Here is a 12,176-nt window from a genome sequence, read left to right as displayed (position 1 = left end):
ATACTAACCCTCAGATACCAACTTTAATTAGGTGGTCAAGTACGCAGAAAATACTTAAAAGATGAACTAACAAAATCAAAAATGAAAATTGGGATTTTAGGACTCGGACTAATCGGTGGTTCTTTGGGCTTCGATTTGCGATCGCAAGGACATCATGTTTTTGGAGTTAGTCGTCGTGAAGCAACCTGCCTTAAGGCGGTATCTCTGGGTAGCGTTGATCAGGCCTCAGTAGAACTGAGTCTCTTAGCTACAGCAGAGATTGTATTTATTTGTACACCTATAGCTCTTATTGTTCCCCAAGTTCAGCAATTAATTGCGCACTTATCTGCTACCACAGTAGTCACTGATGTTGGATCAGTAAAAGCACCGATAGTTCAGGCTATATCTCCTTTATGGCAGAATTTTGTCGGTGGTCATCCAATGGCAGGAACCGCAGATAGTGGTATAGAAGCAGCACAGCGGCATTTATTTGTCGATCGCCCTTATGTACTGACACCAACAGATACAACACCAAATGCAGCAGTTTCAGTATTAGAAGAAATTGTGCGATCGCTTGGCTCAAAAATCTACCATTGTCAGCCAGAGCAACACGACCGCGCTGTCAGTTGGATTTCCCATTTACCCGTAATGATCAGTGCTTCCTTAATTGCCGCTTGCATGGGTGAAACCGACCCCGCAGTTTTGCAACTAGCCCAAAACTTAGCTAGTTCCGGTTTTCGCGATACCAGCCGCGTCGGTGGTGGTAATCCAGAGTTGGGAGTAATGATGGCGCAGTTTAATCAGCAAGCCTTGCTGGGTTCACTACAACAATATCGCCATCAGCTTGATCAAGTGATTCAGTTAATTGAGCAGGAAAATTGGACGGCTTTAGAGGAGAAGTTGCAGTCCACTCAAAAAGTACGACCAAAATTTGTTGAGTAAGAGTCCATACGTGTCAACTTAACGTGAAAGGCAATGTTTATCAAGATATTTGATCCCCCAACCCCCTTAAAAAGCTTGCTCAGATTCTAATTCCCCCCTTGGAAAGGGGGGTTAGGGGGGATCGAAAGTTTATGGTGCTAAGACAGAGATCCCCAAAGACTTACGCTGTATACATCTAAGCTTAAGTTGACACCAATGGTAAGAGTCAGCCCCCAACGCACTACCTCACCCGCATTTCTCACAAGCTTTAAGCGTTTGATGGAGCAGAGGGGCAGCACTTCGGCAAGCTCAGTGACCTAGGGGAAAGAACTTGTACAAGAACTCTCCCCTGCACAAGCGCAGGCTTTGAGAGGTGTGGTGAGAAATCCAGGCTCAACTTTGTCAGAGAGGGGCTTGTATCCTTGTGTTGTTCACAGAACTTACGCACTCTTATCCCCCAATCCTTTTCACCAGAGGCCTTTAGACCTTCCCCCCTTGTCAAGCTTGGGGGGATCTAGGTTTCAGGCTGAGAGTGCGTAAGTCCTATTTCAGTCAAAATTATTACCTTTAAATAAGTAAAACTAATATGAGTGATTAGTTTTACAAAACTATAAGTACTTGATTAACTTTTGTAAATGAATGTAAAGTACTATTACAGGCAAAGACAAACACGCCTGATTCATACATAACCAAACGCAATCATAAAACCATGACAGCAACTCTACAACAGCGCTCCAGCGCTAACGTATGGGATCGCTTCTGCGAATGGATCACCAGCACCAACAACCGCCTATACATCGGTTGGTTCGGAGTCCTGATGATTCCTACCCTCCTCGCCGCCACCGCTTGCTTCGTTATCGCCTTCATCGCTGCACCTCCAGTAGACATCGATGGTATCCGCGAACCAGTTGCAGGTTCTTTACTTTACGGCAACAACATCATCTCTGGTGCAGTTGTTCCTTCTTCTAACGCTATCGGTTTACACTTCTACCCCATTTGGGAAGCTGCTTCCTTAGATGAGTGGTTGTACAACGGTGGTCCTTACCAATTGGTAATTTTCCACTTCTTAACCGGCGTATTCTGCTACCTCGGTCGTGAGTGGGAATTGTCTTACCGCCTAGGTATGCGCCCTTGGATCTGCTTAGCATTCTCTGCACCAGTAGCAGCAGCTACCGCAGTATTCTTGGTATACCCCATCGGTCAAGGTTCATTCTCTGATGGTATGCCTTTGGGTATCTCTGGAACCTTCAACTTCATGATTGTGTTCCAAGCTGAGCACAACATCCTCATGCACCCCTTCCACATGTTAGGTGTGGCTGGTGTATTCGGCGGTTCCTTGTTCTCCGCAATGCACGGTTCTTTGGTAACTTCTTCCTTAGTTCGTGAAACCACCGAGAACGAATCACAAAACTACGGTTACAAGTTCGGTCAAGAAGAAGAAACCTACAACATCGTTGCGGCACACGGTTACTTCGGTCGCTTGATTTTCCAATACGCTTCTTTTAACAACAGCCGTTCACTGCACTTCTTCTTGGCTGCATGGCCTGTAGTCGGTATCTGGTTTACCGCACTGGGTGTCAGCACAATGGCGTTCAACTTGAACGGTTTCAACTTCAACCAATCTGTGATTGATTCCACCGGTCGTGTAGTTAACACCTGGGCTGACATCATCAACCGCGCTAACTTGGGTATGGAAGTAATGCACGAGCGTAACGCTCACAACTTCCCTCTAGACTTGGCTGCTGGTGATGTTGCTCCTGTTGCTCTGAGCGCTCCTGCAATCAACGGTTAATTTATGAGTGCAATAATGTAGTTTTTGGGTGAATAAAAAGCGCCCTCCCAATTGGGAGGGCGCTTTTTATTTGAAAAATCTTATCCCTTCCTTTTGCCATCTACACCTCTGTGTACCCGGTCACCGAGACGAGCCGAGGTACCGCCTGATTTTCAAGACGGTGTTGTGTAAAAATTTTCAGATGTATTGCACAATTCAACAAAACATCAACTTTAGTAAACAAAGGGTTGTAGCTAATTGTCTTAGTGTTAGATTAATATTCATAGGACACCACACAAAGTAAAACCAAACCAAAGGGTAAATGACCAGGTGTCTCCCGTCATCCACCCAAGCAAGTTTCAGCATCTTAATAGTGAAGTGGCAATAAAGTCTTTTAAACAAAGGCCAAGCCAAATCCCAAAGCGGAAAAACAAAAAATGCTGAAGTTGTTAGTTGTTATGTCCACCCTAGTTGTTGATTTTTGCAATCACTTAACAAGTTTAACGATTTGAAAACTGTGAATTCGAGCGAACCTGGTCACCATTGACCAGGTTTTTGAGTTTGATAGTGGCGATTTTCACAAGCGATAATGAGTACCTAAATTTACGCTCGTACTAAAGTCCTTACTACGAACTTATATCTAGTGATAAAAATATAATTCTGACTAAGTTTATAACCAGGAATACAATAGGATAGTACAATATTTGACTGTTCAATTTGAATGATTATTAATTGTTTTTGGAATAAAATTACTACAGCTATTGTTATCGCTACACTTGCTTTTTCTTGTGAGTCAACTGACAACAGAAATATAGAGCAGACAAAAGCAAATACCACTGGAAAGCCAAATCAAAAACAGAATATTAACTATGGCGACTTAATTATTAAAGAGCAGTCAGATTATTTGATGATTCCAGTTACTTCCACAGAAGCAAATCCCGATAAAGATAGTAGTTATGGGCTTTCGCGTTCTTCTGGAAGAGATTACAAAATATATAATTTTATATTTTATCAGAAACAAGATGGTGAGACTCATCTTTTATTAAAGAAAAAAGCAATTATCAATTCCTTTGATTTCTTAGAAACAAAAGTTGTCGGTAAAACACCTACAAGATTGTGGTTATATAAAATTATTGAACAAGATACAAACGCCGATAAAAAGCTTAACTTTGAAGATGCCATACTTGGCTATATATCTGATTTATCAGGTAAAAATCTTGTACAAGTTACTCCGAATAATACTAAAATTCTCAATTGGGTGATTATCCCCAGTCAGAACGCCTTGTTTTTGAAAATAATTAAAGACTCTGATAATGATAAAAAATTTACAGAAAATGATCAAACTAATTTTATTAGGGTGAATCTTGACAAACCTGCTATGGGAACGGAAATTATTAGCGATTCCATAGAGCAAGAAATTAAGTCCCTGCTTTTTAAGTAGTAATTTTCAAGGGGAATAGAGGATTATTATTTGATTTCTGAAGAACAGGTAGGGTGTGTTACCGATGAGGGTACGGCAGCATTTTCAAGGTTTTTGTGCCTGAGAATAAAGTCATAACGCACCCTACAAGTACCTAATTTTATTCAAAATTTAAACCGAATTTTTATATGATTGTTATCAACTCAACTAAGAATAATCATATTCGCAAATTTGTAGAGCTTTCTTCAAGATGATTATGATGGTACGTTAACGGAGTGTAACGCACCATACGATTGAACGGTTCAGTTTTTAGTAATTGCTAATACCCAATCTCGTAAAAGAGAGTTTACTTGATCGGGTATTTCATCATGAGGACAATGACCAGCTAAGAGAAAATGTTCTTGTATTTGTTGATAATATTGGCGAAACTTTTGAGAACGTTCTCTAGCATTCATCCAAGGATCAGCTTCTCCCCACAACAACAATAAATCACAAGTTAATTGCTTCAGCAATACATCAACTTTTTCGCCTTGGGGAGTGCTAAACACTGAGACAAATACATCGAATGCACCAGCATCGTAAGCAGGTCGATAAATTTCTTCCACTAACTGGTCTGTAATTGCACTCTTATCCAAATAAACTTTCTCTAGAGTTTGGCGAATTACCCAACGTTGGCGCACGTATTGAAATAATAAAAACTGGGCTAAAGGTTGCTGAAACATCCACTTCACGCCATCACCTAGCAACTTCTGCAATCCCGATTCTTGTTTGGGAGGCTGAATTTGTGTTTGTAAAGCTTCTGGTTCTGATGTTGGCTGTTCGTTAAAAGGGCCTGCACTGTTCAACAAGACTACACCAGCTGTATTATCTGGGTATTGTGCGGCAACACACAAGCAAGCATAGCCACCAAGAGAGTTACCTACTAAAACTGTTTTTTGACCAATTATTTCGTTAATAAAATCATAGAGTTGGTCACGCCACAAGTCGCCGCTGTATTGCAATTGCGGTTTGGCTGAACGTCCAAATCCCAATAAATCGATGGCAAATACTTGAAAATCTTGGCATAGTCCTGTGATATTCTTGCGCCAGTGGTCTGTGGAAGCACCAAACCCATGCACTAGTAGCAAAGGCGGACGTTGCGGTTGCTTTTCCCCTGCTTTGACATAGTAAACTTTGTGCCCTCGCCACTGCCAGTATTGTCCAGGAATTGGGTTTGTAGACGGGGCGATAATTGCCTGCATGATTATAAACAAATGTGAAGTAGCTTTAATAATTGTAATGCAGTATATTTTGGTGCTACATCTACCTCAGAGCATTTTTGAAGATTGAACCACAGATAATTTTCGTTTGCCTGAAATACCGTCTAACACCGAGACACAAGGACAAACAGATGTGGGGCTTTTTATGAGACATAACAATAAGTATGGAATTATACTATAGAGACTCTATTTACGTCTTATATCTAAAGATAGAGAATAATGGTTAACTAAAATTTGGGAATTATTACCTGAGAGAGGTTCATTCCCAGATGGAACTGCTCAAGAAAAACCAGCCTATCTATTAGTGCAACCGAGGTCAGATGAAGCAACCTTTAAATCCAGTCACCGAGTGGGAACAACGTCGCGATCGCGCAACCCGCTACTACAAGCGGGGGGAATTTCAAGAATATCTCGCACTTGCAACCGAAAATTTAAAGTTGGCTCGAATCATCCCAGACCGAGCTAGAGAAGGTCATGCATTAAACGACATTGGTTTAGCTCACCTCGGTTGTTGGCAACCTCAAAAAGCATTAGACTGTTTTGCTCAGGCACTGACTGTTGCTCAAGAATTTGGAAATCTGCGGGCTGAAGCAACTGCATTGAGCAATTTAGGTTCTACTTACAGCCGCTTAGGAAAGTTTTCGCAAGCGCTAGAGTCTTTTGACGCAGCACTGCAAATTTTCCGGAAATTAGAAGACCCTGAAGGTGAAGTTGCCACACTCAATGATGTAGCACTAATTTATACGCGGTTAGGAGAACCAAAACGCGCACTGTTGCTGCAAAACCAAATTTTGCGGATGCGGCGATTGCTAGGAGACTTTTCTGGCGAAGCCACGACGCTCAATGGTATTGGGTTTGCCTACAGTACTTTGGGCGAGTTTGAGCAAGCTCTAGAATATTTTCAAGCAGCATTGCCAATTCAACGAGCTGTCAAAAGTTTAGTTGGCGAAGCTACCACCTTAAATAACATTGCCTCTATATACAGTGATTTAGGACAACCTAAACAAGCATTGTTGCTCTACTATCAAGTACTGTTGACACGGCGGGCAATCAAAGATCGCGCCGGTGAAGCAACAACTTTAAACAACCTGGGTTTTACCTACAATACCTTGGCAAATTACTGGCAAGCACTGAAATTATACAAGCAAGCTTTGGCAATTTATCAAGAATTGGGCGATCGCTTGGGAGAAAGTTCAACTTTCCTCAATATGGGTAGCCTATACGCCAAAAGAAGACGCAAAAAATTGGCGCTATCATGCTACCAAAACGCTCAACAATTAGCTCAGCAAATCGAATATCAACCACTTGTGGTCAAGGTACAACAGTTCATTGATGCATTGTCGTGAGATTATTAGGTAGAGCTAACTAGACTCCGCCACATTAATTTTGTTGAATTGCAATATCCCGACTTCTGAAAGAAGTCGGGTATATAACCATAGCTGAGTTCTCGAATATCAAACATTAGATCGAAACTTTCTCTGACTTTTCACTGGATCTCCTTGTCCCCCTTGTCCCTCATCCCCACCGCCAATGAATCATTTCTTCGCTGCTGCTTTCTGATACTTACCGGGATATTTTCGGTGAAAATATTCTTCCATAATTTCTAAAATCATGGGAGCAGCAACGCTACCGCCGCCACCACCGGAATGTTCGGCAAAGGCTACTATTAATAACTCTGGCTTATCGGCGGGAGCATAAGCACCAAACCAAGCGTGATTTTGTTTCACACCACGTTTCCAGGCTTCGGCTGTACCACTCTTACCAGCTACAGGGGGAATTGTTGGTTGATTTAAAGCTTTACCTGTACCTTCAGCTACCACCTTTCTCAGTCCTTCTTGAAGCACTTTAATAGTTGTCGGCTTCATATTTAACGATGAACGCCAGTTTTTTGCTTCTTCATTGTCTTTGAGTAAATGCGGCTGGACTCGATACCCACCATTAGCAGGTACAGCAAACATGATCGCGACTTGTAAAGGTGTGGTTTGTAAAGCACCTTGACCAATTGACATATTGATACTATCGCCTACAGTCCAAGGCATTTTCCAAGCTTTCTGCTTCCATTTCTCATCGGGAACTAAACCTTTTGTTTCTTCGGAAGCAAACTCAAAGCCAGTTTTTTGACCAAATCCATACTTACGAGTCCACTCAATCAAAGTCGGGCCACCGACTCCCCTACCAATTTGATAGAAGAATGTATCACTACTCCACTGTAATGCTCCGACAAAACCCAAAGGCCCAAATCCGGCGTGGTTCCATTCTCCAAAAGTAGTACCGCCAAAAGTTAAGGAACCGTATGTTTGGAGGACTGTGTTAGGAGAAAATTTACCCGATTCCAATCCAGCTGTGGTGGTGACAATTTTGAAGGTACTAGCAGGGGGAAAGGCGCTTAAGGCACGATTCACCAAGGGATGTTCTTCCCCTTGCACTGTTTCCCAGTCTTTTTGGGAGAGTTTCTGTTTAGAAAAAATATTCGGATCAAAGGTGGGGTGAGATACCATTGCTAAAACAGCACCATTTTTGGGATCAAGTGCCACAATCGCACCATTGCGATCGCCTAAAGCTTGTTCTGCTTTCTTTTGCATCTCCAAATCTAGGGTTAAGTGCAAATCGTTACCAGCCTTTGCCTGTTTTTCTCCCAAAACCCGTAGTGGACGACCAGCACCATCCACTTCTACCTGCTGACCGCCCCACTCGCCCCGCAGTGTTTGCTCATAAGCTTTTTCGATCCCCATCTGACCGATGACATCTCCCAAGCGATAGCCATCTTGCTTCTTTGCTTTTAACTGTTCCGCCGTCAGTTCACGAGTATAACCCAGTACATGCGCTAGTTCCTTTCCGTGGGGATAATAACGCACCGCTTCCAGATGTATTTCGACATCTTTTAGTTCGTTATGATACTCCTTTAACGCGGTAATATCTTCATCATTTATGTCCCGTGCAATCCTGATCAGTGATGAAGAATTTCTACCTGCTTCTTCTAGCTTCTTTTCAATTTCTGCTTGGGGAATATCGAGAATTTTGGCGAGACGCGCCCCCACCACTGGCCAAGAAGGTTTGGTGTGAGCCATTGGCCATAAATATACCGAACGCGGATAACGAGTACTAGCTAAAAGTTTGCCATTGCGGTCAAAAATATTACCCCTTTCTGGCTGTTTAGGAATCATTCTAATCCGGTTAGATTCAGCCCGCTGGCGATGTTTTGCACCTTCCACAATTTGCAAATAGGCCAAACGCCCACCTATGGCACTTGTCATTAACAGAGTAAATATAATCAAAAATATTGGCTGAAAGCTTCTGCCAACTGTACGTGTATCTTTTTGTCTTCCAATTGGAGTTGGTTGCAATAAGGCCATAGGACAAATGATTACTGCCAAATTAATATAATTTATACAATTATGCTGATGTTTTAACCAGCATTCCATCACGATTTCCGGACGAAACTATGAGGATAAATGATGACTTATAAGTCCATAGTCAATAGTCAATGGTCAATAGTCAAAAATTTCTTGACAAATGACCAATGACCAATGACAAATGACCAATGACCAATGACAAATTAGTCTCCAGTGCTACCTCCGTTCTGAGTTTTACCTTCAGACTCAGATTTTTGATACTTACCGGGATACTTATGGTGAAAATAAGCTTCCAGTACTTGTAACACTATGGGGCCACAAACCGTACCACCATGATCCCCAGAGTTTTCACCAAACCCCACCACCACAATTTCAGGCTTGTCGCTGGGTGCGTAAGCACCAAACCAAGTATGATTTGGACGACCAACACCGGCTTCAGCAGTACCACTTTTTCCGGAAGCGGGCGCAATTGTGGGTACATCCAAGCGTTTCCCTGTACCTTCAGTTACCACTTTGCGCAATCCATCCCGGAGAACTTTGATAGTTGTCGGCTTCATATTTAATGACACGCGCCAGCTTTTTGCTTCTTCATGGTCTTTGAGTAAATGGGGTTTGACTCGATAACCACCATTAGCTGGGACAGAAAACATAATTGCTGATTGCAGAGGTGACACCTGCAAAGCGCCTTGACCAATTGACATATTGATACTGTCACCTACAGTCCAAGGCATTTTAAACACTTTCTGCTTCCATTTCTCATCTGGTACTAAACCTTTTGATTCTTCCGAAGCAAACTCAATCCCAGTTTTCTGACCAAAGCCATATTTGCGACTCCATTCGATCAAACCAGGGCCACCGACTCTTCTACCCACTTGATAGAAAAATGTATCACTACTCATGGCGATCGCTCTGGGAAATCCCAAAGGCCCAAAGCCCGCGTGGTTCCATTCACCAAAGGTCACCCCACCTACAGTCAGAGAACCAAAGGTTTGTAAGATGCTGTCCGGGGAAAATTTACCTGTTTCTAATCCAGCTGAGGTGGTAATAATTTTGAAGGTGCTTGCTGGGGGAAAAGCACTCAAAGCCCGATTAACCAAAGGATGGTCTTTACCTTGTACACTTTCCCAATCTTTCTGTGAGAGTTTTTGCTTAGAGAAAATATTCGGGTCAAATGTGGGGTGAGAAGCCATTGCTAACACAGCACCATTATTCGGGTCAAGGGCGACAACCGCACCTTGATATTTCCCTAAAGCTTGGTCGGCTGCTAGTTGCAAATTTAAATCTATGGTCAAGTGTAAATCGTTACCAGCCTTAGCTTGCTTTTCTCCCAAAACCCGGATCGGACGACCAGCGCCATCGACTTCTACCTGCTGACCGCCCCACTCGCCTCTCAGAATTGTTTCATAGGCCTTTTCGACTCCCATTTGACCAATTACATCTCCCAGTCGGTAACCTTCTTCCTTTTTGTCTTTTAACTGTTCGGGAGTTAATTCTCTGGTATAACCCAGTATATGTGCTAATTCTTTACCTAAAGGATAGTAGCGCACGGCTTCGGTATTAATTTCGACATCAGGGAGTTCGTTAGCATACTCTTTTAATGCCGTGATTTGTGCTTCACTGATATCGCGAGCAATCCGGACGAGTGAAGAAGAATTAGCACCCGCCTGTTTGAGCTTATTTTCCATCTCATCTTGGCTGATGTTGAGAATTTTCTCCAGACGGGGCGCTACAATCGGCCATGAAGGCTTAGTGTGCGCCATCGGCCACAAATATACAGAATGAGGATAGCGAGTACTAGCTAGAAGCTTGCCATTGCGGTCAAAAATATTACCTCTTTCTGGCTGTTTAGCAATCATGCGAATGCGGTTAGACTCGGCTCGTTGACGCAGTTTTGGCCCTTCCACAATTTGTAAATAAGCTAGACGAGCATCAATAGCCGCAGTCATCAATAATGTAAATCCAATTAAAAATATTGATTGAAAACCACGGCCTACTGTACGTGTATCTTTTTTGCTACCTGGTAGAGATGAAGGTAATAAAGCCATAAAAAAAGATGATGATAACGAAATTTAGTATTAGTTGTATACACGAGCCTCTAGACCGCTACTCAGTATAAATTTGTCAAATAATTGCGAGAAGATATTCCCAATCAATAGTTTTTGACGGATACAATGAACCAAAGTGCCAGAGGTAGACTGGTTAATAGACTACCTGAATGTGGCACAATCACGTAAGCTCACGGCATTTTACTGAGGATTATGGCTCAAACTGTGACGCAGAATCAGGGGGAGATAATGGCTTTGCAGCCGCTAGATGTTGAGCTGCGTAACGTGTTCAAGTTTTTTAACCAAGAACCAGCAGTCAATGGTGTAGACCTAGAGGTGAGACAAGGAGAATTCTTTAGTATCCTCGGCCCATCTGGTTGTGGCAAGACAACAATATTACGTTTGATTGCTGGATTTGAACAAGCGGACGCGGGTAAGGTATTGATTCAAGGTCAGCCTATGACTAATGTCCCGCCTTACCGCCGACCTGTCAATACAGTATTTCAAAGTTACGCATTGTTCAATCACCTGAATGTTTGGGATAACATCGCCTTTGGACTGCGCTTGAAAAAATTGCGCAAACCAGACATCGATCGCCGAGTCAAAGAAGCTTTAAAGCTGGTGAAAATGGAGAGTTTGCGATCGCGCTTTCCCAATCAACTTTCTGGGGGACAACAGCAACGGGTAGCCTTAGCTAGGGCTTTAGTTAACCGTCCCTCGGTGCTGTTACTCGATGAACCCTTGGGCGCATTAGATTTAAAGCTGCGTAAGGAAATGCAGGTTGAGTTAATCAATTTACATAAAGAATTAGGCTTAACCTTTATTATGGTCACCCACGACCAAGAAGAGGCGTTATCGTTGAGCGATCGCATTGCTGTGATCAATCAAGGCAAAATTGAGCAAATTGGTACTCCCAGCCAAATTTACGAATTTCCCCGGACTTCTTTTGTCGCTGATTTTATCGGTGACACTAATTTATTCAGCGGTGAAATAACTGCGGTAGAAGTCTCTACCGTCCACATTGAAACCAAAACAGGACTGACAATTGTCGTTAACCGTAATCAAGAAACACCTACAGAAATATCCCAACCAGTAGTAGTTAGCATCCGTCCCGAAAAAATCCAACTTTCCCTTTATCCGCCTAATTTGCCCAATAACTGCTTTGAAGGGCGATTAGTCAACATCATGTATTTAGGAACTCACGTTAATTATGTCGTCGAATTGCTCAACGGTATTAGCATTAACGTCTTGCAGCCTAACACCATTGGTAGCTTACCAGACCCCGATACACCTATTTATGCTTGGTGGGCAGAAACTGATTGTTTAGCTATTGGTCAATAGTTATTTGTCATTTGTCATTTGTCATTTGTGATTAGGTCATGATAAAGAAATAACTATCAATCATAATTGATGAACAATATATAAGGT

The 12,176-nt window shown here is 42.5% G+C and carries 7 protein-coding genes and 1 pseudogene; 5 read left to right on the top strand and 3 right to left on the bottom strand.

Going from position 1 to position 12,176, the window contains the following annotated elements:
- Positions 1-66: 66 nt before the first annotated feature.
- From AACU32_RS17555 to AACU32_RS17545, 3 genes and pseudogenes are all read left to right on the top strand, one after another.
- Positions 67-921 (top strand): annotated as a pseudogene (locus tag AACU32_RS17555) (prephenate/arogenate dehydrogenase); the annotation flags it as partial.
- Between the two features lie 688 nt (positions 922-1,609).
- A complete protein-coding gene (gene psbA, locus AACU32_RS17550) occupies positions 1,610-2,692 on the top strand; it encodes a photosystem II q(b) protein (RefSeq protein ID WP_096601678.1) in 1,083 nt (360 codons plus the stop codon).
- Positions 2,693-3,392: 700 nt separating this feature from the next.
- The gene (locus AACU32_RS17545; protein WP_096601675.1) at positions 3,393-4,112 is read left to right on the top strand and encodes a hypothetical protein; all 720 of its coding nucleotides are present in this window, start codon (positions 3,393-3,395) and stop codon (positions 4,110-4,112) included.
- A gap of 281 nt (positions 4,113-4,393) precedes the next feature.
- Here AACU32_RS17545 and AACU32_RS17540 read toward each other — a convergent pair whose 3' ends face one another.
- Positions 4,394-5,332: an alpha/beta fold hydrolase gene (locus AACU32_RS17540; RefSeq protein WP_096601672.1), complete on the bottom strand. Its 939-nt coding sequence runs from the start codon at positions 5,330-5,332 to the stop codon at positions 4,394-4,396.
- A 338-nt stretch (positions 5,333-5,670) separates the two neighbouring features.
- On the opposite strand from AACU32_RS17540, the gene AACU32_RS17535 reads away from it, so the two are divergent.
- Positions 5,671-6,696: a tetratricopeptide repeat protein gene (locus AACU32_RS17535; protein ID WP_096601669.1), complete on the top strand. Its 1,026-nt coding sequence runs from the start codon at positions 5,671-5,673 to the stop codon at positions 6,694-6,696.
- A gap of 189 nt (positions 6,697-6,885) precedes the next feature.
- Here the strand turns inward: AACU32_RS17535 and mrdA (AACU32_RS17530) are convergent, their stop codons facing one another.
- Together mrdA (AACU32_RS17530) and mrdA (AACU32_RS17525) are read right to left on the bottom strand one after the other, a co-directional pair.
- On the bottom strand, positions 6,886-8,703 hold the full coding sequence (mrdA, locus tag AACU32_RS17530) for a penicillin-binding protein 2 (RefSeq protein ID WP_096601666.1): 1,818 nt from the start codon (positions 8,701-8,703) through the stop codon (positions 6,886-6,888).
- A gap of 203 nt (positions 8,704-8,906) precedes the next feature.
- Positions 8,907-10,748, bottom strand: coding sequence for a penicillin-binding protein 2 (gene mrdA / locus AACU32_RS17525; protein ID WP_096601663.1), 1,842 nt, complete (start codon positions 10,746-10,748; stop codon positions 8,907-8,909).
- 213 nt (positions 10,749-10,961) lie between these two features.
- Here mrdA (AACU32_RS17525) and AACU32_RS17520 point away from each other — a divergent pair, with 213 nt between their 5' ends.
- On the top strand, positions 10,962-12,089 hold the full coding sequence (locus AACU32_RS17520; protein WP_096601662.1) for a polyamine ABC transporter ATP-binding protein: 1,128 nt from the start codon (positions 10,962-10,964) through the stop codon (positions 12,087-12,089).
- The last annotated feature ends 87 nt before the right edge of the window (positions 12,090-12,176 follow it).

Origin of the sequence: Calothrix sp. NIES-2100 (assembly GCF_963875285.1) — a bacterium.
Taxonomy (GTDB): Bacteria; Cyanobacteriota; Cyanobacteriia; order Cyanobacteriales; family Nostocaceae; genus Aulosira.
Note: the sequence above shows the minus strand (reverse complement) of the source record. Positions and strands in the feature narration are given on the sequence as shown.